At 60.1% G+C, this 25,642-nt stretch carries 18 protein-coding genes and 3 pseudogenes; 5 read left to right on the forward strand and 16 right to left on the reverse strand.

The features are described from left to right. Positions 1-70 precede the first annotated feature (70 nt). Positions 71-1,066: a KpsF/GutQ family sugar-phosphate isomerase gene (locus tag ACS4RR_RS06050; protein ID WP_162116981.1), complete on the forward strand. Its 996-nt coding sequence runs from the start codon at positions 71-73 to the stop codon at positions 1,064-1,066. A 14-nt stretch (positions 1,067-1,080) separates the two neighbouring features. Here ACS4RR_RS06050 and ACS4RR_RS06055 read toward each other — a convergent pair whose 3' ends face one another. The 12 genes from ACS4RR_RS06055 to ACS4RR_RS06110 all read right to left on the reverse strand — a co-directional run bounded on the left by ACS4RR_RS06055 (position 1,081) and on the right by ACS4RR_RS06110 (position 12,823). Beyond that, positions 1,081-1,536 (reverse strand): NfeD family protein, encoded by a 456-nt coding sequence (locus ACS4RR_RS06055; protein WP_017967853.1) that lies wholly within the window; start codon positions 1,534-1,536, stop codon positions 1,081-1,083. 3 nt (positions 1,537-1,539) lie between these two features. Next, a complete protein-coding gene (locus ACS4RR_RS06060; RefSeq protein ID WP_456189816.1) occupies positions 1,540-2,580 on the reverse strand; it encodes an SPFH domain-containing protein in 1,041 nt (346 codons plus the stop codon). 285 nt (positions 2,581-2,865) lie between these two features. Next, complete coding sequence (gene hemH, locus ACS4RR_RS06065; RefSeq protein ID WP_456189817.1) at positions 2,866-3,900, reverse strand: ferrochelatase; 1,035 nt, start codon at positions 3,898-3,900, stop codon at positions 2,866-2,868. Positions 3,901-4,024: 124 nt separating this feature from the next. Continuing rightward, positions 4,025-6,007: a 5'-nucleotidase C-terminal domain-containing protein gene (locus ACS4RR_RS06070; RefSeq protein ID WP_456189818.1), complete on the reverse strand. Its 1,983-nt coding sequence runs from the start codon at positions 6,005-6,007 to the stop codon at positions 4,025-4,027. Between the two features lie 175 nt (positions 6,008-6,182). Continuing rightward, a complete protein-coding gene (locus tag ACS4RR_RS06075; protein WP_456189819.1) occupies positions 6,183-6,503 on the reverse strand; it encodes a hypothetical protein in 321 nt (106 codons plus the stop codon). A 27-nt stretch (positions 6,504-6,530) separates the two neighbouring features. Further along, complete coding sequence (omp10, locus tag ACS4RR_RS06080; protein ID WP_165418168.1) at positions 6,531-6,902, reverse strand: outer membrane lipoprotein Omp10; 372 nt, start codon at positions 6,900-6,902, stop codon at positions 6,531-6,533. Between the two features lie 171 nt (positions 6,903-7,073). Then, positions 7,074-8,525, reverse strand: a complete 1,452-nt coding sequence (locus ACS4RR_RS06085) for a homospermidine synthase (protein ID WP_456189820.1) — start codon at positions 8,523-8,525, stop codon at positions 7,074-7,076. Between the two features lie 84 nt (positions 8,526-8,609). Beyond that, positions 8,610-8,753 (reverse strand): hypothetical protein, encoded by a 144-nt coding sequence (locus ACS4RR_RS06090; RefSeq protein WP_456189821.1) that lies wholly within the window; start codon positions 8,751-8,753, stop codon positions 8,610-8,612. Between the two features lie 17 nt (positions 8,754-8,770). Continuing rightward, positions 8,771-9,055, reverse strand: coding sequence for a YciI family protein (locus tag ACS4RR_RS06095; protein WP_260109416.1), 285 nt, complete (start codon positions 9,053-9,055; stop codon positions 8,771-8,773). A gap of 2 nt (positions 9,056-9,057) precedes the next feature. Next, positions 9,058-9,687, reverse strand: a complete 630-nt coding sequence (locus tag ACS4RR_RS06100) for an aminotransferase class IV family protein (RefSeq protein ID WP_260109415.1) — start codon at positions 9,685-9,687, stop codon at positions 9,058-9,060. Further along, positions 9,684-10,790 carry an aminodeoxychorismate synthase component I gene (locus ACS4RR_RS06105; RefSeq protein ID WP_456190129.1) on the reverse strand — a complete coding sequence of 369 codons (1,107 nt, stop codon included), beginning with the start codon at positions 10,788-10,790 and terminating at the stop codon, positions 9,684-9,686. The genes ACS4RR_RS06100 and ACS4RR_RS06105 overlap by 4 nt, the downstream gene beginning before the upstream one ends. 179 nt (positions 10,791-10,969) lie before the next feature. After that, entirely contained in the window at positions 10,970-12,823 is a 1,854-nt protein-coding gene (locus ACS4RR_RS06110; RefSeq protein ID WP_456189822.1) for a M3 family oligoendopeptidase, read from the reverse strand. A 311-nt stretch (positions 12,824-13,134) separates the two neighbouring features. Between ACS4RR_RS06110 and ACS4RR_RS06115 the strand changes: the two genes are divergently transcribed. Both ACS4RR_RS06115 and ACS4RR_RS06120 read left to right on the forward strand, forming a co-directional pair. Beyond that, positions 13,135-14,679, forward strand: a complete 1,545-nt coding sequence (locus ACS4RR_RS06115) for a sigma-54-dependent transcriptional regulator (protein WP_456189823.1) — start codon at positions 13,135-13,137, stop codon at positions 14,677-14,679. A gap of 178 nt (positions 14,680-14,857) precedes the next feature. Next, positions 14,858-16,702, forward strand: coding sequence for a peptidoglycan L,D-endopeptidase MepK (locus ACS4RR_RS06120; protein ID WP_456189824.1), 1,845 nt, complete (start codon positions 14,858-14,860; stop codon positions 16,700-16,702). A 160-nt stretch (positions 16,703-16,862) separates the two neighbouring features. Here ACS4RR_RS06120 and ACS4RR_RS06125 read toward each other — a convergent pair. Then, positions 16,863-16,946, reverse strand: a pseudogene (locus ACS4RR_RS06125) (DUF2312 domain-containing protein); the annotation flags it as partial. Positions 16,947-17,244: 298 nt separating this feature from the next. Between ACS4RR_RS06125 and ACS4RR_RS06130 the strand changes: the two are divergent. Then, positions 17,245-22,188: pseudogene (locus ACS4RR_RS06130) on the forward strand (AAA domain-containing protein). Next, a complete protein-coding gene (locus ACS4RR_RS06135; RefSeq protein WP_456189825.1) occupies positions 22,185-23,678 on the forward strand; it encodes a hypothetical protein in 1,494 nt (497 codons plus the stop codon). The pseudogene ACS4RR_RS06130 and the gene ACS4RR_RS06135 overlap by 4 nt, the downstream one beginning before the upstream one ends. Positions 23,679-23,824: 146 nt before the next feature. Here ACS4RR_RS06135 and ACS4RR_RS06140 read toward each other — a convergent pair. The 3 genes and pseudogenes from ACS4RR_RS06140 to ACS4RR_RS06150 all read right to left on the reverse strand — a co-directional run. After that, a pseudogene (locus tag ACS4RR_RS06140) lies at positions 23,825-23,959 on the reverse strand (DUF2312 domain-containing protein); the annotation flags it as partial. Between the two features lie 383 nt (positions 23,960-24,342). Further along, the gene (locus ACS4RR_RS06145) at positions 24,343-24,666 is read right to left on the reverse strand and encodes a helix-turn-helix domain-containing protein (protein WP_456189826.1); all 324 of its coding nucleotides are present in this window, start codon (positions 24,664-24,666) and stop codon (positions 24,343-24,345) included. A gap of 297 nt (positions 24,667-24,963) precedes the next feature. After that, positions 24,964-25,284, reverse strand: a complete 321-nt coding sequence (locus ACS4RR_RS06150; RefSeq protein ID WP_456189827.1) for a helix-turn-helix domain-containing protein — start codon at positions 25,282-25,284, stop codon at positions 24,964-24,966. Between the last annotated feature and the right edge of the window lie 358 nt (positions 25,285-25,642).

Genomic DNA, 25,642 nt, shown 5'->3' on the forward strand with positions numbered 1-25,642 from the left:
CGGGTCGGAAAGGGCGGGTCGGAAAGAGTGCGGGGTGGACTTGGAAAGTGAAAAGGTCTAACGCAACTTCATGAACAGTAGAGCGATAAACCTCGTTGAAAACAGCGTGCTCGAATCGGCAAAACGCACGATAGAGTCCGAAAGACGCGGTCTTGAAGCGCTCGAACAGGCCTTTGACAAGGGATTGGCCGGTCCTTTCACACGGGCCGTCGAAGTCATCGGCGACATCTCCGGACGGGTGATCGTCACCGGCGTCGGCAAGAGCGGGCATATCGGCGCCAAGCTCGCGGCGACATTCGCTTCGACCGGAACGCCTGCCTTTTTCGTGCATGCGGCGGAGGCCAATCACGGGGATCTCGGCATGATCGCGCGCGACGACGTCGTGCTGGCGATTTCCAAGGGTGGTGAGAGCGCCGAACTCAAGAGCATCATTTCCTTCACGCGGCGCTTCTCCATTCCGCTTATCGCGATCACCTGCAGCGAAGGGTCCTCGCTCGCGGCCGCCGCCGATATCGTCCTTCTGATGCCGAACGAGCAGGAGGCCTGCCCCAATGGGCTGGCGCCGACCACCTCGACGCTGATGCAGCTTGCCATCGGCGACGCGTTGGCGGTGGCGCTCCTGGAGGCGCGCGGCTTTACCGCCACGGATTTCCACGTCTTCCATCCCGGCGGCAAGCTGGGCGCGAGCCTGATGCATGTCGCCGACATCATGCATACCGGCGAGCGGCTGCCGCTCGTTGCCAAGGGCACACCGATGCCGGAGGCGATCACGGTGCTGTCGCGCAAACATTTCGGCTGCGTCGGCGTGCTGGACGAGGATGGGCGGCTCTGCGGCATCGTCACCGAAGGCGACATGGCGCGCAATCTGACACGCAATCTTTCAGAGCTTGCCGTCGATGACATCATGACGAAGACGCCGAAGACGGTGAAGCAGACGGTGCTGGCGACCACAGCCCTGGCGCTGCTTAACCAGCATCACATCGGCGCGCTGATCGTCATCGACGACGACTGCCGGCCGGTCGGGCTGGTGCATTTCCACGACCTGCTGCGGATCGGCGTCGCCTGATCAGGCTCGTTTGATCAGACGGGCTCGACCGTCAGGTCGCGGCCGTTGCTCGAAACCACCTTCACTTGCGTTCCGGCGGGCAAGTCGGGTCCCATCACCTGCCATAGCGTATCGTCGAGACGAATGCGGCCGCGGCCTTCGCGGATCGGTTCGTGCAGCGTCGCCGTGCGGCCGACGAGGCTCGCACCGCGCTGATTGAGGAAGGGCTCGTCGGTCGTCGCATTGCGCAGCGTCAGCCGGCGGCCGGCGAAGGTCGTGGCAACGGCGAGAAGCGCAAAAAGGATCGCCTGCAACTCCCAGACCCAGAAGGCGCTGTCCCAGAAGAGCAGCGACAGTGCACCGACGATCAAGGCAGCAAGTCCGATCCAGACCAGGAAGAAGCCGGGAACGATCAATTCCGCGGCGAGCAGCACGAGGCCTGCGACCCACCAGCTCCACGGACCGAGTTCGGCGACGATCTTCGCCAGCATGGCTTATCGCTCCTGCTCGGGGTTGAAAGGATTGGGGGTCGACGGATTGATCGGCGGCGTCGAGCGCGCCGGTGCGGGACGCGGACGCGGCGGTACCGGCAGCGGCGTTGACGGGCTGTTGCCGGCATCGCCGAAGACTTCGCGGGCAATGGCGCCGATGCCACCGAGCGAGCTCAGGATGGAAGAGGCTTCCATCGGCATCATCACGATCTTGGAATTGGGCGCCGAACCGATCGAGGTGAGCGCCTCGGTATATTTCTGGGCGACGAAATAATTGATCGCCTGAATGTCGCCGGCGGCGATCGCCTCGGAGACCATCTTCGTCGCCTTGGCTTCGGCCTCGGCCAGACGTTCGCGGGCTTCAGCGTTGCGGAAGGCGGCTTCGCGCTGGCCTTCGGCCTGCAGGATGGCGGATTGCTTGGCGCCTTCGGCCCTGAGGATCTGCGCATTGCGCGAGCCTTCGGCCTCCAGCACCTGGGCGCGCTTCTCGCGCTCGGCCTTCATCTGGCGGGCCATCGCATCGACGAGGTCGCGCGGGGGTTGGATGTCTTTGATCTCGACGCGGGTGACCTTGATGCCCCAGGGATGCACGGCCTCGTCGACGACGCGCAGCAGCCGGTCGTTGATCGCATCGCGGTTGGAGAGCAGTTCGTCGAGATCCATCGAACCCATGACCGAGCGGATGTTGGTCATGGTCAGATTGAGGATGGCGTTTTCGAGGTTGGAGACCTGATAGGCAGCTTGGGCGGCGTTCAGCACCTGATAGAAGGAGACGGCATCGGCCGAAACCGAGGCGTTGTCCTTGGTGATCACCTCCTGGGTCGGCACGTTCAGCACCTGCTCCATCACGTTCAATTTGGCGCCGACGCGCTCGATGAAGGGGGTGATGAGGTTGAGGCCTGGCTCCAGCGTGCGGGTATAACGCCCGAAGCGCTCGATCGTATAGCGGTAGCCCTGCGGCACGGTCTTGATCCCGGTAAAGAGCACCAGGATGACGAAGATGACCAGCACGATCACGACGATGTCGAAGCCGCCGAACAGCATGAAAATTCCTCCTATCGGCGCATGCGCGCCTGCCCAACTCATGTGGTGAGTTAGCACGTTCTTTGCGAAGAAGAAATGATGGCACAACCGGCTGACCTCCAAGCGAAAAGGAGGTTCCGTTTCGTCTAAGTCATTGGGCTGTCGCTAAAGCGCGTCGCGATCTTTCAGATTCGCTCCCGCGCTTTAAGTCTTTGTTTATACGCATGTCGTTATCGCAAAACCGCCTCACACTTTTGCGCGACATGCTTTAGCTCCTCGTCGGATGCCGCTTTCTGAGGGAGGCCCTCAGACCCAGCCCTGCAATTCGCGGCGGACGACCTTTTCCAGCACGTTCATTCCGTCCTCGCCGTCGTTGAGGCAGGGAATATGCGCGAACTTCTCGCCGCCATTCTCGTGGAAGGAGTGGGCGGCCTGTTCGGCAATCTCCTCCAGCGTTTCCAGACAGTCGGAGACGAAGCCGGGATTGATGACGGCGATGCCCTTGACGCCGTCCCTGGCGAGCTTTTCCACGGTCTTGTCGGTGTAGGGCTGCAGCCATTCCTCCGGCCCGAAGCGAGACTGGAAGGTGACCATGAAGTTTTCCGCGTTCAACCCGAGCCGCTCGCGCAGCAGCCGGCCGGTCTTCTGGCATTGACAGTAATAGGGATCGCCCTGCTTGAAATAGGACATCGGTATGCCGTGGAAGGAGGCAAGCAGCATCTCGGGCTTCCAGTCGAGGGTCGAAAGATGCCTTTCGACGGACGCAGCGAGCGCCTCAATATAGGTCTCGTCGTCATGATAGGCGGGAACGGTGCGCAGCGCCGGCTGCCAGCGCAGCGAGAGCAGCTTCTGGAAGGCCTTGTCGTTGACGGTGGCGGTCGTCGCCGCCGCATATTGCGGATAGAGCGGGAAGAGCACGATTCGGTCGCAGCCCTCTTCTTTCAGCGCGTCGATACGCGAGGCGATCGACGGCGTGCCATAACGCATCGCCCAGTCGACCTTGACGTTATCAAGATCCTTCAAGCGCTCGGCCATCAACTGCGACTGGTTGCGGGTATAGGTGCGCAGATAACTTTCGTTCCTCTCCTTGTTCCAGATCAGCTGATAGGCCTTGCCGACCTTCTGCGGTCGGGTGTTGAGCACGATGCCGAACAGGATCGGATACCACTTCCAAGGCGACCATTCGATGACGCGGCGATCGGTCAGGAATTCCCTGAGATAGCGGCGCATCGAGGTATAGTCGGTGCCGTCGGGCGTGCCGAGATTGACTAGCAGGACACCGACGTTGCCTGACTTGACGGCCGGATGGTCCGCCGGGCGGAGTGAAATATCTGCTGTCATTCTGGCCCCAACACTCTTTGGTCCCGTCGGCTCATACGCAGCCTCGAGATCGTGGTTCACCCTATAGAAAGAAAAACCGGCCCGGGAAACCCCGGACCGGCCAGTGGCATCGGGACAAATCGTCTTACTTGGCGGGGACCTCGATCTCCTTGCCGACCGTCAGGTGACGCGGATTCGGCTTGCCATTGGCATCTGAAAGCTTCCGCCACATCGTGCCGTCGCCATAGAAGGTCACGGCGAGATCCCAGAAGGTGTCGCCCGCGGCGATGACGTGGGTGGACGGCGTCGTTGCGGCAGGTGCGGAGGCTGCCGGTGCCGGCGCTGGTTCAGTAGCGGGCGCCGGTGTTGCTGGTGCCGGGGCAGCAGGTGCCGGTGTAGCGGGTGCAGGAGCCGGCTCGGTGGATGGAGCAGGAGCAGCGGGCACGGGGCTGGGTTCGGCAGAGGGGGCCGGAGCAACCGGTGCGGCAGGCGCCGGCTCGGAAGCGGAGGGAGCGGGCACTGCCTGCGCGAGTTCCGTGACGCGGCCATCCGTGTATGGCTTGTAGGGCGAATGCGCAGCGACATATTCGGCGGTCACGTCGGCAAGGTCCGGACCGTAATCATAGGCGTTCTTGCCTTCCTTAAAGATCGAATAGCCATCGCCGCCTGATCGCATGAAGTTGTTGGTGACGACTTTGTAGGTCTTGGCGGGATCGATCGGAACGAAGCTGTCACCTTCCTTCACTTGGACATCGCCGACGCGGCTGCCGACAGGCTTCGACTGGTCGAAGGAGAACTTCAGGCCGGCGACCTGCGGGAAGCGCCCGGCGCCCTGGTCGATCTGGCTGACACCATTTTCGAGCGCTTTGACGACATCTGCGCCAGTCGTCTCAAACGTAGCGAGCGTGTTCTGGAAAGGCAGGACGGTGATGACCTCGCCCTGGGTGACCTCGCCGCCGTCGATCGAAGCACGCAGGCCGCCGCCGTTCTGGACGGCGATGGCGACGCCCTGGTTCCTGGTGCGATCGAGCATGGCGTCGGCCACCAGATTGCCCATCGAGCATTCCTTGACGCGGCAGACCTTGCGGTCGCCTTCGATCGGGCTTTCGGAGGAGCCGATCACCTTCTTGCGCAGTTCCTCGATCGGTTTTGCCAATTCGGCAATGCGGGCAATGAGGGCAGGATCGGGCGTAAAGGTGGAATCGATCAGGATCGGATCGCCCTTGGCATCTTTGACGACGCCACTATCGTCGAAATTGACGACGAGATCGCCGAGATACTTGCTGTAGGAGGCAGCCTGGACGACCGGCACTTTATAGCCGCCGGGATTGTCGACCATGGTCGGATAGGGGCCTTCGGCCTTGGGGTCAGTGTTGGAGAGCAGGCTATGGGAATGGCCGCCGACGACGACATCGACATCCGGGATCTTGGCGATCAGGGCGAGATCGCGGGGGTAACCGACATGGGTCAGCGCGATGATCTTGTTGACGCCCTGGCCCTTCAGATCCTGAACGGCCGCGGTAATGCTCTGGACGTCATCGGCGATCGTGACGTTCGGGCCGGGGGAGGAAAGCTCTGGTGTGTCATTGGTGACGGCGCCGACGATACCGATCTTCTGGCCGGCGACATCGAGCACCAGCGAGGGCTTGATGCGGTCGCCGAGCTTGGAGGCGGCTGTCGCCTTGACATTCGCCGTCACGACAGGGAACTGCACCTTGTCGAGGAAGGTCGCAAGCCCGTCCTCGCTGTCGTCGAACTCATGATTGCCGACGGTCATGGCGTCGAACTTCATCAGGTTCAGGAACGCGGCTTCGGCTGCTCCCTTGTAGGTCGTGTAGAAGAGCGAGCCCTGGAAATTGTCGCCGGCATTCAAGAGGAGGACGTTCTTGCCGGATAGCGCCTGGCGGCGCTGATCGATCGCGGTCTTCAGGCGGGCAGCACCCCCGAAGCATTCCTTCTTGCCTTCCTCTTCGGCCGAGCAGGTGGAGTCGAACTTGTTGATCGATTCGATGCGCGAGTGGAAATCGTTGATATGAAGAATATTGAGTTGGTAATCCGCAAAGGCGGCGCCCGTGCTCAGCGCCAGCATGGACGCGGTCAAAAGTCCGAAGCTGAAAGACTTCGTCATCGCTGTTCTCCTGATTGAGGCGAAAGATCCCCCTGATCCCTCGCCGATCCCTTTCATCGTGCGCCGGGGCGGTTTCCCGACCTGCGGATGTTCCATCAGACGATGCACGACCGCAAGAGAAAGCTGGGCCAGGCGGGACGCTTTCCAAGGGGGCAGGGTAAAAAAGCCGGACTGCCTATCCCCGGCATTCGCCGTCGGCAGCGTTTCGGTAGAGTTCGTGCGCGGCCTCTGTGATATTCGGGACCGCGGCGAGGACGATGATCAAGCAGAGAAGGGAAACGAGGCGATGAAAGCGCCGGCCGGCCCGATAGGCAAGGAGCGCGCCTGCACCATAGATCAGGACTGCCGGCACAGTTGACATCAGCACCTGCAGCGGCCCGTCGCTATCGGGAGCGGCGATGTCCTGGGCACGATATTCGTTGGCCGGCGAAACGACCGCAAGTGCGGCAAGCGGCATGGCGAGCAGCAGGACGAGGTATGAGGCGATGGCCCGCATGCTGTGCTTAGCCTATCGCCTCATCTTTCAGCCGCGGCGGGAGAGCGTGAACTGTGAACCCGTTGCTGTCGTACAATTCAGCTGGGTTGATCCGATCAAAGCGCAATTAACAAGGGAACTTGTTCTTTTGATATTCGAGTAAAGGTTGATCTGAATAATTCCATCTGGGGTCGTTGTATATGTTCCCGACGCCATCTGAGTATTTGTTCCATCATTCGTGCGGGTTACAAACTGTCCGCTTGTGAAAGTAGACGTTAAGCCGTTGGCGTCTGCCCACGCGCCTTCAACTGAATTTGTAACGGGCGGCGCGACCGCGGCCAGTTGTCGCGGCTCTGATGAAACGCAGGCGGCCAGAGCGGCCGCTGCACCGACAAGAACGAGACCAGTTCTGATTTTCATAAGGCTTCTCCCGGCGAATCGGCGCGGCGGACAGCCGCCAAGTTCGGGCAAAACATGGCGCGCGCCCGGCATGAAGGCAAGCCTTGGTGGGGCGGCGTGCGGCATTTAGACAGCCGGCGTTACAAAAATGCCCGCCTTGCGGCGGGCATTGTCAAAGCCGTGCAGGCGTCCTCAGCGAACCAGAACGTTCCTGAACTGCCACGGATCCTTGGTGTCGATATCCTCGGGGAAGAGGCCCGGACGGCCGTCGAGCGGGGTCCAGTCGGTGTAGTGGCCCTCGACCGGGCCGAGATAGGGCATCTGCACTTCGAGGCAGCGCTTGTAATCGATCTCATCGGCTTCGACGATGCCGGCATTCGGGTTTTCCAGCGCCCAGACCATGCCGGCGAGGACGGCTGATGTGACCTGCAGGCCGGTGGCGTTCTGATAGGGCGCGATACGGCGGGTTTCTTCCAGCGACAGGCGCGAGCCATACCAATAGGCATTCTTCTCGTGGCCGTAGAGCAGGACGCCGAGTTCGTCGATGCCGTCCTCCAGCTCGTCCTCGTCGAGAACGTGATGGACCGGCTGCGAGGTGCCGCCATTGCCGAACATTTCATGCAGCGAGAGCACGGCGTCGTTGGCCGGATGGTAGGCATAGTGGCAGGTCGGGCGGAAGGTCACTTCGCCGTCCTTGTCGCGCACGGTGAAGAAATCGGCGATCGAGATCGACTCGTTGTGGGTGACGAGGAAGCCGTATTGCGGGCCGGGCGTCGGGCACCAGGTGCGCACGCGGGTGTTGGCGCCCGGCTGTTCCAGGTAGATCGCCGCCTTGTTGCCCTTCTTGTGCTTCTTGGCGTTCTTCGGCATCCATTGTTCATGCGTGCCCCAGCCGAGTTCGGCCGGCTGCAAGCCTTCGGAGATGAAACCTTCGACGGACCAGGTGTTCCAGAAGACGTTGAGCGGCTTCGGATGCTTGGTGCGCTGGGTGTCGCGTTCGGCGATGTGGACGCCCTTGACGCCGAGCTTCTTCATGAGCTTTGCCCAGCCTTCGCGATCGTGCTGGTCCGGTTCGTCGAATTTGAAGCCGGTATCGTTGGCGAGGTTGACGAGCGCCTGCTTGACCAACCAGGAGACCATGCCCGGATTGGCGCCGCAGGTGGAGACGGCGGTAGCGCCGCCAGGGTTCTTCGCCTTTTCCTTGCGCATGGTTTCGCGTAGCGCGTAGTTGGTGCGGTCGGCATTGCTCATGCTCTTGTCGAAATAGAAGCCGAGCCAGGGTTCGACGACGGTATCGATATAGGGAACGTCGAGTTTGCGGCAGAGCTTGATGATGTCGAGCGAGGAGGTGTCGACCGAGAGGTTGACGCAGAAGCCCTGGCCTTCGCCTTGCGTCAGCAGCGGCTTCAGCAGTTCCTTGTAGTTGTCCTTGGTGACATATTCCTGGATGTGGCGAACGCCGTGCCTCTTCAGGATCTCCATGTCGGAGGGCTCATCCCGCGGATCGATGACGACCATCCGGCTCTTGTCGAATTTGAAATGGCGCTCGATCAGGGGCAGGGTGCCGCGACCGATGGAGCCAAAGCCGATCATCACGATCGGACCGGTAATTTCGGCATATACCGGATAGTTTTGTTCCGTCATTCTTTTCTCCTGTGGAAGGCGACGAAGGCGTTCAGCCCGAAGAATTAATTTGAAATTGCCGCAGAAAGTGCGAGGTGACCGGCTCTAATCATAAAACGGCGTCACAATAAAGAGCGTTGACGGGGAAAGGCCAGATATCGAGCGGCAATAGAGGCCGGTGAAGCTGTCCTGGGGACCGGCAGCCCGCGTGGATCTGAGTTCTTTCAGATGGGCTGCGAGATCATCCATGATCGGCTCCTCTAAAATCAGCCCTTCAGGATTTCCAGTCCTTCGACCGCCGTCGTGACGGCAAGCTCGGTGATTTTGTATTCAGCAACGCCATTGAGGGTGAAGGGATCGGCGGCGACATAGGCCTCAATCGCGGTGCGATCGCCGATCGCGAAGATGACGCCGCCGGTGCGCGGCACCTTGCGGCCGGACGCCAGAAACCAGCCCTTGGCATAACCCTCCTTCACCCATGCCATGTGCGGCTCCATGTGCCTGTCGGCTTCGTCGTTGGGTTTCACATAGGTGAGGGAGAGGATGAACATCGTCAGTTCCTGATGAGGTTTGCGCGGATCAGGCCGCGCAGCGAGTTGCCGATATAAAACGTGCCGGCATCGAGATCGGCAAGCGTGATGCGGCCGACACGGGCTTGGCGCCGGCAGATGAGCTCGGTGCGCAGCACGCCGGCGAGCAGGCCGCAGGAGATCGGCGGGGTGCGCAGAATGCCGGTTCCATCGTCCAGAAAGATCGAGGTGATGGTGCCCTCGCAGACTTCATCGCGTTCGTTCAAAAGGATGACTTCATCGGCCTGATCAGGCCTGTATTCGGCCCGTGCGGCCTCGTAGGCGGCACGGCGCGTGGTTTTGACGCGCAGCAGCTTGTCGGCGGAATTCAGACGGGTTTCGGCGAGACGGACAGTCCAGGTAGTGTCGGGTGTCAGGGGCACGAAAGCGGCGCTCGTCACCTCTATACGGCCTTGCGCATCGAGGGTGAGGCGGATGCGCAGCGGACCGGCAGCGCCTGCAACGGCTTCGTCGAGCTTGGCCGCCGCCGCGATCGGTTGCGGGAAGCCAAGGCGACGGGCGGAGCGGGAAAGCCGGGCGAGATGCAGCCGCAGCCGGATGAAGCCCTCGCCGGGCTGCCAGCGCAGCGTCTCGATCAGCGAAAAATCGATCATGGCGCAATCCATTGGTCGCCGACGGCGAAGCGGGCCTTGAGCAGGCATTCCTCATATTCGGCCTCGGCCGTGGAATCAAAGACGATGCCGCCGCCGACGTTGAAGACGGCCCTGCCGCCCTCAAAAAGAGTAATCGTGCGGATGGCGACGGAAAAACGCATGGCGCCGGTCGGCGAGATCATGCCGATCGCGCCGCAATAGGCGTCGCGCGGGACATCCTCGAGCGCATGGAGGATTTCCATTGCCCGTATCTTCGGCGCGCCGGTGATCGAACCGCAGGGGAAGAGCGCGGAGAAGATGTCGCGGACCGATATATCGGGGCGGAGCCTCGCCTGGACATGGCTCACCATCTGGTGGACGGTCGGATAGGTCTCGATGTCGAAGAGCTTCGGGACGTCGAGCGTGCCGACCTCGGTGATGCGGGAGATATCGTTGCGCAGGAGATCGACGATCATGCGGTTTTCCGCCTGCGTCTTGATATCGCTGCGCATCGCCTCGATGATCTCGGCATCCTCGGCGGCAGTCCTGCCGCGTTTTGCCGTGCCCTTCATCGGATGGGTCTCGATCCAGCCCTCTTCGTCGGTGCGGAAGAAAAGTTCGGGCGACCGCGACAGGATGACCGGGCCGCCAAGATCGACCAGCGCGCCGTATTTGACCGGCTGGCGTTCGATCAGCGACCAGAAGGCGGCACGGGGATCGCCGTTCCAGCGGGCCTCGATCGGCATGGTGAGGTTCGCCTGATAGGCGTCGCCGAGCCGCAGGTGCTGGTGGAGGCGGTCGAAGCGCTCCTTATATAATGGGAAATCCCAGGCGGCTTTCGGAGCGGTGAGGAATTCCTCGTTTTCGAGGCGCTGTTTTGCCTGGGCAAGCGAATGCGAATCGGCCTGCGGAGCGTCGAAGACGCCGAAACAGATGAGCGGCGTGTCGCGATGTTCCCCGGCGAAGGGAGCAAGTTTTTCCTCGAAGAGGTATCCGGCCTCATAGGCCATGTAGCCGGCAAGCCATTTGCCTGCGGCCTTGACCTGCTCCATCCGGGCAAGGCCTGCAAAGAACTCGGCGCGCGTCCTGGCAACGATGATCTCTGCCGGCTCGGCGAAAAGCATCACCTGTCCGGTCGTGTCGTCGCGGAAGAGGATGTAGGGTTGCTCAGCCACGCCACGCTTTCGGTTTGTTCTGTTCCTCATTGCTCAAAATCTGATTGGGAGCGTGAAGCATTTTCCCGCTTCTCCCCCGAGGGGAGAAGAGAACCGTTGCGGCCCTTCCGCCTTTGGAGAAGAGGCTCTCAGCCCCTATCCAACGCTTCCAACTCGTCGATCAGCCCTTCGATCATCGACAGGCCCTGGCTCCAGAACGACGGATCGGTGGCGTCGAGGCCGAAAGGCTTCAGCAGTTCAGAGTGATGCTTGGTGCCGCCCGCTCTCAGCAGCTCGAAATACTTCTCCTGAAAGCCCTTCTCGGCTTTCTGGTAGACCGCATAGAGCGAATTCACCAGGCAATCGCCGAAGGCATAGGCGTAGACATAGAAGGGCGAGTGGATGAAATGGGGGATATAGGCCCAGTAGGTCTCGTATCCTTCCGAAATGCTGATCGCCGGCCCGAGGCTTTCCGACTGGACGGAGAGCCAGAGTTCGCCGATGTCGTCAGCCGTCAGTTCTCCTGATTTGCGGGCGGTGTGGAGCTTGCGCTCGAATTCGTAAAAGGCGATCTGGCGCACGACCGTGTTGATCATGTCCTCGACCTTCTGGGCGAGCATCGCCTTGCGCTCGCGCGTGTCGGTGGTCTTTTGCAGCAGCGCGCGGAAGGTCAGCATCTCGCCGAAGACGGAAGCGGTTTCGGCAAGCGTCAGCGGCGTCTGGCACATCAGCGCCCCTTGCGCACCGGCGAGAACCTGATGCACGCCGTGGCCGAGTTCATGGGCAAGCGTCATCACATCGCGCGGCTTGCCCATATAATTGACGAGCACATAGGGATGGGCCGAAGGAACCGTCGGATGGGCGAAGGCGCCCGGCGCCTTGCCGGGACGAACCGGAGCATCGATCCACTGTTCGTCGAAGAAGCGCCTGGCGATATCCGCCATCTCCGGGGCAAAATTGCCATAGGCCGACAGCACCGTATCCTTCGCCTCCGGCCAGGAGATGATGGCGCTGGAGGTTTCCGGAAGCGGCGCGTTGCGGTCCCAGAAATTCATCTGCTCCATGCCGAGCCATTTCGCCTTCATCTTGTAATAGCGATGCGAAAGGCGGGGATAGGCTTCGCGGACGGCTGCGGCCAGCGCGTCGACGACCTCGCGCTCGACACGGTTTGCCAGGTGGCGGCTGTCGGCGATGTCCTCGAAGCCGCGCCAACGGTCGGCGATCTCCTTGTCCTTGGCAAGGGTGTTGGTGATCAGCGTGAAGGTGCGGATATTTGCCTTGAAGGTTTCGGCGAGCGCCATGGCTGCCTTGCGGCGCGCTTCAGGATCTTTTTCCTGCAGCCTGTTCAGCGCCACTTCGAGCGGCACTTTCTCGCCATCGATGTCGTAGCGAAGTTCCGCCATGGTTTCGTCGAAGAGGCGGTTGAAGGCAGCGGCGGATGTCATCGACTTCTCGAGGAAGAGCTGTTCCAGCCTGTCATCGAGCTGGTAGGGTTTGTCCTTCCTGAGGTCGAGCAGCCAAGGGCGATAGTGCCCGGCGGCGGGATCATTCACCATGCAGGCGTCGATCACCGTGTCGTCGATGCGATTCAGTTCCAGCGCAAAGAACAGGAGATGGCCGGAAAATTCGGTGATCTTAGCCTGCACGTCGCCGTAGAGCTTGCCGTTTGTCGGATTGGTGGTGTCGGAGAAATAGGTGAGGCCGGCAAAGGAGCCGAGGCGGCCGACGATGTCGTCCAACGCCTCATATTCCTTCAGCGCCGCGCCGATGCCCTCAGGGCCCGTCTTCGCTGCCGCCTCCGTGAGTTTGCCCTTCCACTTTTCTTCAAAGGCGATTGCGGCCTTGCCGGCTTTTTCCATGTCGGCGACAAAGGCGGTGGAGGTTGCGGAGGGATAAAGATCCTGCAGCTTCCAGACCGGCAGATCGCCGAGCGCCGGGTCGGCGGCCCCAGCTGGCACTGCTGGAGATAAAAGAAGGCCGACGTGCGGGAGCTTGATTTTCATGAGCGCAATTCCTCTCCACTTTCATAACAGGTCTGATTGTCTAGCGCATCGGCCCGAAAATCGGAATCGATTTTCGGAAAGCACGATGCGAGGACTGAAAGTGTTACAGCGTCCGTTGCGCGCCTGAAAAGACGCGCGGCGCTGTAAGCGTGCGAAGGCCTCGCATCAAGGGTTTTTCGGCGCATGAAAGGCGTCGCTTCGGCACGAAAATGACCCGTTCCAATCGTTAAAATGCAATTGTTTCTCAAAACTGGATGTTCAAGCCTTCCTGTCAGAGTGCGCTTTATGGTTTCGCATGAAGTGAGGCGACAATGACCGGTTACAATGAGCTCAAGGGAGCAGGGCAAATCCTCGTGGTCGAGGACGACCCCGTGCAGCGCCGCCTGCTCAAGAACGCAATCGAGCGTCACGGCCATGTCGTGCACCAGGCGGAAAACGGCCGCATCGGCTTGGAAATGGTCAAACGCGACAGCGGCCTTTTCAACGTCATCGTGCTCGACTTGATGATGCCGGAGATGACCGGTCTCGAATTCCTCGATGCGCTTCACGAATTCGGCACGCAGATACCGGTGATTGTGCAGACGGGGCAGGGCGGCATTGAAACGGTGGTGCAGGCAATGCGCGCCGGCGCCTTCGATTTCGTCGTCAAGCCGGTCTCGCCCGAACGCATCGCCACTTCGATCTCGAACGCGATGAAGCTCGACCAGCGCGAAGTCAAGGCGCGAGCCGGACGGCGGTCGCGCTCAGGTTCGGTTGGTTTCGACGATATCGTCTCGGCAAGCCCGGCGATGCTCCGCGTCATCGATCTCGCCCAGCGGGCGGCTCAGTCCAACATTCCCGTCGTGCTCGAAGGCGAATCCGGCGTCGGCAAGGAGCTGGTGGCGCGCGCCATCCAATCCGGCGGCGACCGCTCGAACAAGCCCTTCGTCACCGTCAATTGCGGGGCGATCCCGCATAATCTGGTCGAGAGCATTCTCTTCGGTCACGAGAAGGGCGCGTTTACCGGCGCGACCGAGCGCCACATCGGCAAATTCATGGAAGCCGATGGCGGCACCATCTTCCTCGACGAGATCGGCGACCTGCCGCTCGAGGTGCAAGTGAAGCTCTTGCGTGCCGTGCAGCAGGGCGAGATCGAAACCGTCGGTGCACGCACCGCACACAAGGTCAATGTCCGACTGATTTCGGCGACCAACAAGGATCTGATCGAGGAGGTCAAGAGCGGCCATTTCCGCGAGGATCTCTATTATCGCCTCAATGTCTTCCCGATCACCATTCCGGCGCTGCGCAAACGCAAAGAAGACATTCCCAATCTGGTGCGCGTCTTTGCCGAACGCTTCTCCAGCGAGCAGAAGAGTGGTCGCCGCATGACGGTGAATGCCGGCGCGCTGGCGTTGCTGACCGCCTATGACTGGCCGGGCAATATCCGCCAGCTTGAAAACGCCATCTTCCGTGCGGTCGTTCTGGCCGAAGGGCCGGAGCTGACGGAGGCGGATTTCCCGCAGATCGCCGCCCAGCTTCCTGAATACGATGTGGTGGATCACCTGGCGCTCGTTGCCGACAATACCGGCCTCGATCCCGATGATGGCTATGGCGAGGATTTCAGGGCGTCGATGTCGGGACAGGTGCACCACCGCCTGTCCGAGGCCCCGGAAAACGCGATTGCCAGCGTCAATCCTGCCGGAGACGTGCGCAGGCTTGCCGATGTCGAGGAGGAGCTCATCCGATTCGCGCTCAAATTCTATCGCGGACAGATGAGTCAAGTCGCGCGCAAGCTTGGTATCGGTCGGTCCACACTTTATCGCAAGCTCAAGGATTACGGCATAGACCCTGACAATCCCCAGAAAGATGCGGCTTAAGCGCTTTTCGTTAAGATTAAGGCAACCACGTTTTGTTACTAGTCATAAACCACTTGTTAGTGGCGCGTTCACTATGTAAAGAAAAGGTTGATCATGTGTGGCATTTTTGCCATCGTGTGACCGCATTTGACAGTCATCTGAGGCAGTACGGGACATTGTCTGTCTGACGGGGATCGAGTTGCCGAATCTGAATGGGAATTCCAAGCCTTCGCGCTTGAGCTGGCGCTTGTTGTGCGCCGACATCTGCGGAAAGGCAATAAGGACGGTAGCGGCCGCCCTTCTTGCACTCGCGGTTTCCTCACCGGTATTCGTTAGTACGCCTTCGCAGGCAGCGGGCGACACCCGCAGCCTCAAGCTCTATTTCATTCATACCGGCGAAAAAGCCGTCATCACCTACAAGCGCAATGGCAAGTTCGACCCGAAGGGTCTGGAGCAGCTGAATCGCTTCCTGCGCGACTGGCGCAAGAACCAGCCGACGAAAATGGACCCGCGGCTGTTCGACCTGATCTGGGAAGTTTATCGCCAGAGCGGTTCGAGGGACTACATCAATGTCGTCTGCGGTTTCCGTTCGCCGGGAACCAACGAGATGCTGCGTGGCCGCTCGCGCAATTCCGGCGTCGCCGAAAAGAGCCAGCATATGCTCGGCAAGGCGATGGACTTCTTCATTCCCGACGTCAAGCTGGCGACGCTGCGCGGCATCGGCATGAAGATGCAGGTCGGCGGCGTCGGCTTCTATCCGAAGTCGGGCTCGCCCTTCGTGCACATGGATGTCGGCGGCGTTCGCGCCTGGCCGCGCATGAGCCGCGACGAGCTGGTTCGGCTCTTCCCGAACGGCAATACCATCCATATTCCGGCCGACGGCAAGCCGTTGCCGGGCTACCAGCAGGCGATGGCCGATTATAAGCGCCGCGTCAGCGGCACGCAGATCCAGATCGCCAGCGCTTCCGAATCGGCGCCGAAGCACAAGACGCTGTTTGCCGCGCTCTTTGGCGGCGGGGCCGACGAGCAGGAAGACGAGACCGACGATTCCACCCCTGTTGCCGTTGCCAAGGCGACGCCGCCGAAGGCCGAGCCTGCTCCTGTCGAGCCGCAGCAGACCGAAGTCGCCGATGTGAACGCGCCGGTGCCGCAGGTTCGCCCGGCGTTCAGCAACCAGCCCGCCGGCAGCGAAGTCGCGAGCGCGCTCGTAGCGCCGCCTTCGGGTAATGCCGCACAGCAGGCTCTTACGGCCGCCCTTCCGGTCGATCAGGCCCAGCCGCAGCAGTTCGCCGACCTCAGCGCCTACAGCATTCCGGTTCCCTCGCTTCTCGGCCAGCGCCGTGCGCCTGGTGACGCCGAGGTCGCGTCGACCGATCCCATGCTGACGGGCGCAAATGGGCTGCCGGTTCCGACGCCGATCGAACGCCCTGCCGTTGCCGAGAACCTTCTTGCTGCGGCCGAGGCCGATCCGGAGGCAGAAGCCGACGAAGCCGATCAGGACGCGCTGTCTCCTGCCGTGGCCGACGCACTCGACCAGCAGCGGAACGATGGGGAAAGCCAGATCGCGTCGAAGGCTGCGCCGCAGACGGTTGAGCAGGCGATCAACGCCGCGATGACGCAAAAGGCGCCTGCCGCAAAGCCGCCGCTCGAACTCGCGGCATTGGCACCGATGACCAAATCGGCAAGCTTTGGCGATAGTTTCGACGAACCGGCCGCCGAAAGCGCCGTGGCGCAGGGGCTTCCTGCCAAGGGTGGTCGCCCGACGCAGAAGGAAGCCGCCGCAGCGGATGCCAGCCGCACGACGGTGCGCACCGAGCCGAAGCTGACGGAAAAGATGATCTCGCAATGGGCGCTCACCAATGCCCGCCTGGAAATGGCCTCCAGGCAGGTCAAGGCGCCGCGGTTCGTCAGCCAGACGATGCGCGCCCAGCCGACTGCCGTCTATGCCGAGGGCTTCAACGTCAAGACCGCTTCGGTCGACCCGGCCCGCTTCAGCGGCACGGCTGTGAACTTCATGGAAGTGCGCAAGTTCAACACGAACTGAGCCTGCCGATTACGGAATATCGAATACCGCCGCAGCGATCCGGCGGTTTTTCTTATTAGCTCGATCGGGCAAGACGGCCGTCCCGACTTACGTATGGCGCGCAAAAGAAAAGCCGCCGGAGCGGCCCGGCGGCTTGTCGATATCGGGCGATGCGGAAGGATCAGCCTTCCGGCGGCGACTCGATCATGCCGAGCGTGAGCAGGTAGGTGTCGAGGATTGCTTCCTCTTCTATGCGCTCCTGCTCTACAAGCCTAAATCCTTCCCAGGAAAAGTGGCTATAACTTTCTACGGCAATTTGAGACATCGCGGGGCAGCGGCGTTTGCAGTTTTTCCAAAGTGGACTCTCAATTCGTCGCGCCTGGGGCGGCAGGTTTGCGCCTCATATCAACGATCCCACTGAAATTAGCGTCTCTGTTGCGACCAAATGCAACCATATGAATTAGTTTGTCAGCTGCAAGCAAACAGAATTGTATCCTTTAGTTGTTGTCAGCCAACGACTCAGGCTAAGCTCTCTCAGCCGCTTTAATGACTGGGGGATCGGCTTGAAAATCATCAATTGCGGAAACGGCATACATGAGAGAGAGGTCAAAGGAATTGAAACTCTCGCCTCGCTTCCCCCTCATTGGTTTGCCTACACGAACCTAGACCTCGCTACTGCGCCTGGGTCGAGCCGCGAAATAGATGTCATTATTGTGACGGATGATCGTATCCTTGTCGTCGATCTGAAAGACTGGTCCGGCCCGATCGAAAGTCGCGAGGGGCATTGGTTCAACGCTGGGAGAGACCACGGTCCGTCTCCGGTCGCAAAAATTTCTTTGAATGCACGCAACGTCTTCATCCAGCTCGAAGCGCATCTGAAGCGTTACGCCAAAGGCTCGAATGTTATCGTTCCGAAGGTGCAGGGGCTCGTGGTGTTGACGAAGGTCGTCGACCTTAGCGGAATCTCGGAAACTGAGCGCCATGCCGTGATGCCCGTTGCGGCATTTACGTCAGTTCTCAAGTCAATCCCTAAGCGGATAGAGATTTTCGGCAAGGCTCCACCTGCAGGTATGCTCACCTCTGCCGAATGGAAGGACCAGCTTTCGAAGTTCTTCAACGTCAGCAAGGGCGTTTTTGTGCCCGGACGTCGCACCTACGGCGGTTTCTATGCCACGTCGGCTGCGCCGGTGTTTGAGCATCCCCAGGGAATCTTCGCCGAGTTTGAGGCTAGCGACGAGCGGCAATCGCCCACGCTCGGCGTGCTGCGCCTCTGGGATTTTTCTAAGGCCGAAACACGCTTCCAAACCGAAGAAGGACGCAGCGAGATTGCCGGCCGCGAGCAGGAGGTAATTGCCTATCTCCAAGACCGTTGCGAGCAGTGCGACGGTGTCATCATCGACGGCAAGACCCGCGATCCGAACTTTGGCGTGAGGTATTGGGAAGTTTACGACCGCAGGCGTCGCCTTCACCGCCTTATGGATTTCGCAGGTACCGAGTTGGCAGACCTCAGCCGCATTGATCGTATTGAGTTGGCCCGCCAGTTAATTGCGGCCCTCGACGCACTTCACCTTGCTGAGGCAGCGCATCTCGACTTGGGTCAGCACAGCGTGTGGGTGCAACGACCGTCAACGGTGCGCATTTCTCACCTTATGGCGGCAAGTTATCCGAATGTACGTTCACTTGGAGAGTCGCGGTTTCAATTCTTGTCGACCGGCAAGCTGCCGGAGGACCTGTTCGATGTTGAAACAACGCCAAAGAGACGGGACGTATTCCTCGTCGCCTCAGTCGTTCACCGCATCCTTCTGGGCGTCAGCCCAGGATCTTCGAGCGGCTTTCCCGAATGGGACAGCTCGGCCGACAAGAATTGCGACTATCTCGAGCTGCACCATTGGATGGAGTGCGCGCTGGCGCTTGATCCGAAGCAGCGATTCAAGGATGCAGGCGAAGCACTGACCGCCTTTAACGCGGCGGTCGCCGTGCGGCCAAGTCCCGCGGAGGTTGTTGAGGGACTCGAACGGCATCGAGGCGTCATCAAGAGCCAAATGGCGCTCTTCCAAGCATATCCTCCAGCCGATATCCTACGCGATGATGAGATGCGTGCATTATGGCGTACAAGCAAGGACGGTCGCGAACTCCTGGTCAAGGTCTGGAAGCGCGCATCGTGGGGAGATCAAAATAAGGAGGGTCCGCGCATTCTTGACTTCCTGGATCAGCTCGCCGAGCTCGCGGCGGCCGAACCTGAAGGATGCGCGAAGGTGTTGGGCGCGATGTGGCTCGGCGATGCAATCGTCATGATCCAGGAATGGATCGATCTACCCGATGTTGTACATGTGCTAGAGGAGCGATCGGAGGAATTCGGTGAGGATGCACGTCTGGAGCTGATCGAGGCGCTTGCCCGACGGGTCGAGGAATTGCACACCGTTCGCTTGGCGCATGGCGATCTCAAACCGGCCAACATTCTCGTCGATCCGGCAGCCCCTAACAAGCCCGTAATAGTTGACTTGATCGACTTTACGACTATTGAGGACGGCGACACCGTGACAGCACGTTATGCGCCCGAGAGCGGCGGCCGTTATGAGAGGGATTGCTTCGCCGTTACGGCTATTGCCGAAGAGCTGCTCGTGGGGAGGGGTTCAAGGATTTCCTCCCGTGTGCGCGAAGCGATTGCCAAGGTGCGGACTGACGAGCCGCCGAATGCCACCTTGCTTCCGTTGATCGACGCGCTGACGGTCGGTGAGGCGGACGACCAAGATATCGAAGTGATCCGGCTAGCGAGCCCATATGTTGAGGCAGGGCCTCTGCTTCCGGATGAAGGCCGCTATTTTCTGCGGCGAGCGCAGTGGGGGCGCGCCCTCGTCATTCGTGGCGCATGTGAGGAACTCGAGATCAAAATCGATGCGGACGGGAAGCCATTTCGGCTTGACCGGCGGCAGCTCGAACAATCGAGGATCAGGTTCAATCAGCGGTTCGAATTCGGCGCGTTCGAGGCGTCCATCGTTGTTGAGGATGGCCCGACTACCACGCTGAGCGATTTGGAACGATTGCTCGAGCGAGAGGATGTCGTGGCGGCATTGGCCCCTATGCGGCCGAGGGCGACCGACGCCGAAACTACCGAGGCGAGCCAACAACTCGCAGAGGAACGCGACACGGTTCCCGGCGAGCCACCCGAAGACGATCTGATTGAAGCGATCGCCGCCGAGCCACCGCCGACTGGGCAGGTCGATGTGGCAAGGCTCTGGGAAATTCTGGTTGACGCGGAGCGGGAGCTGGTGACCTATGGCCAGGTCACAGAGCAAAGCGTCTTCGACAGAAGTATCAACCGCCACAAGGTCCAATTCGACCTGCTGAGCGGTTCCTTTGACTATAATCGGCGTGACCGCGTGATGGTCGAGCGTGAGGACCGTAAAGGAAATTGGCGGCCCGTAGGTCAACTCGATCTGCAACGTTCCAAGCCGGATACGTTGTATTTGGAGAGCATGCGGCCCGACCAGAAGAATGGTCCGCCATTGGTCGATGAAGGTGACGAACTCCGCTTCCGCAGCCGCATGGAGGAAACCAGCCTTGATCGACGCCAAGCGGCCGTCAGGCGGATCGTAGGCCGCACGTCACGCACGAGAAATCTAATCGGAATCCTCGATCCTCGCACTGCATCGAGTCCGCAGATGCTGCCCGATCGCGGGTCTGTCGAAAAGTTAAAGGAGCAATATGAGCTGAACGATCAGCAGGCGGAGGCGTTGTCCGCCGTGCTCGCGACACGGCCGTTGGCCCTCGTGCAGGGTCCGCCGGGAACGGGCAAAACTGTCTTTATCGCCGCGCTGGTCCACGCGGCCCTTACCTCAGGTTTGGCCCGCAATGTACTTCTCGCGAGCCAAGCGCACGAAGCTGTCAATAATGCCGCTGAGGCCGTACTCAAGCTGTTTTCACGCGCCGGCGAAGTGCCAAGCATCCTACGTGTCGGTAGCGAAGGCGTCGTTTCCGACCGGTTGCTGCCTTTTCATGTCGAACGCGTTGAGCAACTCCAAAAGGACAGGTTCCGCGCCGAAATGCGCGAACGGCTCGCGGTCGCAGCCCAGGGTCTTGGCATACCGGATGGGCTCACCAACGCACTGACACACGTCGAACTTGCGGTGCGGCCGGTCGCGGCTCGCCTCGCCGCCCTACAGAACGAGCAAAATTCAGCACAGCGCATTACCGCGTTGCGCGAAACGATCGACCAGCAGATCGTGCCACTAGGTATTGGTGACATTCTAACTGCGGAAACTTCTGCTGAGGAAATTGTCACAGCGATCGTCGGCGCTTGCCTCAGATTGGTGCCGCAGGACGTGCGCCCGAGCGCCGATCGTGTCGCCAGGTTCCAGACTGTTGCCGCACTCGCTCGCGACTTCGTGGGCACCGTCTCTACTGAGCAACGAAGCCTTGAGACCTTCCTTGCCGGCACGCGTCAGATCGTTGCGGGGACATGCGTTGGTCTCGGTCGGTCGGCGTTGGGTTTGACTTCGACGCCCTTCGATTTGGTTATTGTCGATGAGGCAGCTCGATGCACTGCCAGCGAACTCGCTGTACCGATCCAGGCCGGTGCGTGGATCGTTCTGGTGGGCGATCACAAGCAACTTGAGCCACAACATCCGGAATCGGTAGTGGACGAAGTTGCCGTGCGCTTAGGGGTGGGCGTGGCAGAAGTCGCCCGAAGTGATTTCGAGCGGGTCTTCGAAACGCCCTATGGTGCCGCTGCGGGACAAACTCTTCGTCGGCAGTATCGCATGCTTCCCCCAATTGGAGAGATCGTATCTAGGTCATTCTATGACGGTCGACTCGAGCACGGTCGGCGGACGCCGATCATCGATGCCAAATCTCTTCCCCCGGACCTGAGCGCGGCCGTTACTTGGCTCAATACATCATCCTTCGGCGAACGGGCTAGGCAGGCTGAACCCAATCACCGCAGAAGCCTGACAAATACCGTCGAGGCCGATGTGATCGTGACCCTCTTGAAGCGGTAGGGTGAATGCCAGCCATTCCTGGACTGGCTCAAGGAGCAGAACTCTCATGCACACGCCATCGGCATCATCTGTGCATATTCCGCTCAGAGAGACCTTGTCCGGCGCAAGATTGCGCTGGCACCGATCCCACCTTCGCTGCGCGCGGCCCTCAAGGTGGACACGATCGACAGCTATCAAGGCAAGGAGAATCCAATCGTTATCGTTTCCCTCGTCCGCAACAACTGGGACGGACCGATCCAGAACGCTACTAAAACTATCCGTCCGGGTTTCCTCGCAAAGCCCAATCGCATCAACGTTGCAATTAGTCGCGCGATGGACCGGCTGGTTCTCGTTGGTAGCCTGACCAGATGGCAAGAGGGCGGCCCGATGGACCGGATCGCGAAGGCATTTTCGCGCAACATCGAGACGGGTCATGCGAGCGAGGTCGACGCCGCGGCCTTGATGAAGAATGGACTCGAGGCGGACCCGCTAGACGTTGGGAGTGATCTCGCGTTGGAGACTGTTCGATGACGGACAAGCCGCGCGATAAATTAACGATGGCGCCCATCCGCGAGGGGCTTATCGACGAGGTAGAGGATGGCCCGTTGCAGCTGGCCATACTTGATCTTTCACTTCCGTGCCGGCGTTTCATCGTTGAGCATAAGGTCGCCGATGTCGGAAAGGTTTCTGTTACTGCTGAATTTCTTCTTCGCTTCGTACGTGCCATGGGAAGCTGCACCGAGGAAGCCGTTCAGTCCTTCTTCGGCTACAGCCGGCGCGAAATGGCGTATGTGCTGCACGAAGTCGAGGATGCCAACTATGTTCTGCGCGTTGACGGTCGTATCAGCCTGACATCAACCGGGCTTTCCCTCTTTCGCCCTGGAGTCGAGGAGCCGCTTATCTATGAGGTGGAGCGCAAGACAGCACGCGTCGGTTTCGACATGATCTCGCTTGCTCCCGCGGAAAAGAAATTTCTGAGCTACTTCGAGCGTAGCCTTCCGGAAATGCCCCTAGCCGACGCAATGCAAGTGAGTTCGGCGACCGAGCGGGTGCCGTCGTCATTTCGTCGCTTCTACCGCGAGTTTGCGCAGAAAATTGACCCGACTTCGACCGTACGACGCGCGCTCTATTCGATCGACAACGTGGTCGCTGAGGAACGTTTCTCGACGTTAGTGCGAGTTCGACTTGTTTCTACCGGGTTGAAGCCGACCTTGGCTGACATCGACCTCTCCGAGTGGAAGTCTGACTACGAGCTATCCGATCGGGAGGCTGTGGGGCGTGCAGTCGCGGAGATGGTTGAGCGAATGTCTGTCGCGAGGCGGGAGGACGATGGCGAGGCCTATCAACTCTTAGTCCAACTCGCGCCGGAATATTTCAAGGAATGGACACGCCGTGACGGATTGAGCGTAGGGCGTTTCTACCGACACGCATTCACAAGCCATGGCGATGTTCGCGCCGACCGCCGAACTGTCCCAATTATCGGCAGTCTTTTCACAATGGAAAATGCGCGCCGTCTGTTCGAGGTCGCGAACTACGGCCTGCGCAAGACGCGCCATGGCGCGGCGGCCGTTTACTGGGTAATCCCCCAAGTGCCGCTTTGGGGAAGCACCTCTATCATGGCCGAAGCCGTAGAACAGTTCCGCGAAAGAGTGATCCGCACGAATGAGGACCTCGCTGTTCGCCAAAATGTCGAATCTATCGCGTTAATCGCCACCCGTTCAGAGCGGTGGGTTCGAGAGGCGTTCACGCGAGAGCATGGAGCGGATGCCAAGGTATTTCCTGGCGGCTTCGAGATGCTGCTGGTCCCAGGTGCCTTCGTCGCCGCGACCATCCACGCGCCGATTGGCCCACCATCGGGCCTCCCGGTACCACTCGGCTTCGCAAGCTTCGACCCGCGCGTATTAGCCAGGGCAGGGAAGCTACTGGAAGACAACGCCGTCTCGTTCAAGCTGGGAGACACGTTGATACGAAATCTCATCGCGCCTTTATCGCCCCAGGAGGAGGAGGCAACAGAGAGCTAAGTATTGGTTTTTAAAATATAAAATCTGCACGCTCGCCGCTGCACCGTGCGCGTTCACGCTTATTGGCAGTAGCCCGGCGCATCCCACGCAAAAGAAAGCCGCCGGAGCGGCCCGGCGGCTTGTCGATATCGGGCGGTGTGGACGGATCAGCCTTCCGGCGGCGATTCGATCATGCCGAGCGCAAGCAGGTAGGTGTCGAGGATTGCTTCCTCTTCCATGCGCTCCTGCTCGTCCTTCTTGCGCAGCGCCACGACCTTCTTCAGGATCTTGGTATCGAAGCCTTATACCCCCGTGCGATTCGTATGTTCCTCTTGATGCCAAAGTATCCGCCGACTAGGCGGATCCCGCCTGTCTTCTTTCGAATGCATGCCGGAACAAGCGTGTCCTCTCGCTGGCGCAGGGCCGGCATGCTTTCATTCGAAAGATCAAAAAACTCCGGGCGTAGCCCGACCTCTTGCCCACGCAGTGGGCGTTGGACCCGGCCGTAGGACGGGCTTTGACACTCCGATCGCAACCGTGTCACCTGCCCCTTTCTTCGTGCCGAGGATTCGGGACATCCGCATTTGGCCGCCACTTCAATCGGGAAACCGGCTGACGTTTTGCTGCCCAATTTCCGTGCGCTAGCGAAAGTCGAAGTCTGCTCTAACTAGAACTGAGGGCGTGCTTATCTTTTGTCGTTCACACGCCGAACAAAGATGCGCCAGCCCTCAGATCCGTCAGGGATTACAAACCGAAAGCCCTCGTCTTCGAATTTTTTCTGAAGGGTATACGCCCTCTCCAGGTTTGCCGTGACATCGCCTTTTTCGAGGCGGCGCACCGTCGTGTGGCCTAGGCCGGCGCGCGCTGCGATTTCCTCTTGCGTCAGACCCGCCGCAACCCGCGCTGCTTTAAACACTCGGCCAGGCAGCGGGTCATATATCGAATTTGGAAGACCGGGTTCTTCAGGCATCGGTACAAGTTCGAGTCTGAACGCGAGGCCCCAGTCCATCGTCTCATTCGGTGCGATGAAGCGGATTCCAAAACCTTCGAAATAGCCACGAAGGCCCCCTCGACGCGGCTGAAGAAGCTCTTGATCACGTTCGAGTTCGTGCCGTCGTCCTCCTGGTGCTGGAGGCTGCGGATCACGCGGGTAATAGCATCGTTGCCTTCCAGGAAAAATTTAACGAAGTTTAACAGCACTCTCCTTGAGCGACTTACCCGCAAGAGAACCCGCGATATTTCAGCACGCAGGAAGGGTAGAGGTTCCAACTGAGCTTTCGGCCGTCGCGCGCTACACCTGCGAGGGCTATGAGTCATTCGAGGAAGGGGAACGATCGTTCGTCTCCGATGACGCAATATTTCCGAGTCTGTTCAGGGTTTTGAAATCATCCTTCGTGTTCGCATTGAACACACCCCAACCTTCGCCGCCACTTGGCGCGACGAACTTAATGCCCTGATCCTCGTAAAACCTCTGCACCGTCGAGACGTAGTGGACGACGACACCTTTGTCGCGCTCCATCTTGGCAATCGTCTTGCGAGATATGCCGAGAACTCCCGCGACGTCGTCCTGGCTGAGGCCAAGAAACTCACGTGCAATCCGAAGAAGGGGCGGCGGTACAGGGTGCATAAGGATTCATAAGCACGGATCTGTGGGCGAGCAAAATCCGACGTCAACAAATGTTGACGTCGGTTCCCATTTTGGATCTAAAGGTCACATAAAGGGAATGTGATTCCCAAAATGGGTATCGAATCCTTGGCCCATTTCGTCCAAATTTTGGTGGAGGCACGCGAATCATGGAGTTCCACACTTGTGAGCAGATCTCTCGACTGCACCGGCTTGTCACTGACTTGAAGCATCTTGAAGCCGGTCTCGTCCGCCCGCCGGATCTTATGGCGGAGCCCTTTCTTGCCAACTGGCGTCACTCGGCCCGGCAGGTGCCTTGCCTCCAGGGTATCGTTGAGGGACATCCGTCTTTTCCAGACGG

It is taken from the genome of Rhizobium zaerense (assembly GCF_051810725.1).
Classification (GTDB): Bacteria; Pseudomonadota; Alphaproteobacteria; order Rhizobiales; family Rhizobiaceae; genus Rhizobium; species Rhizobium leguminosarum_I.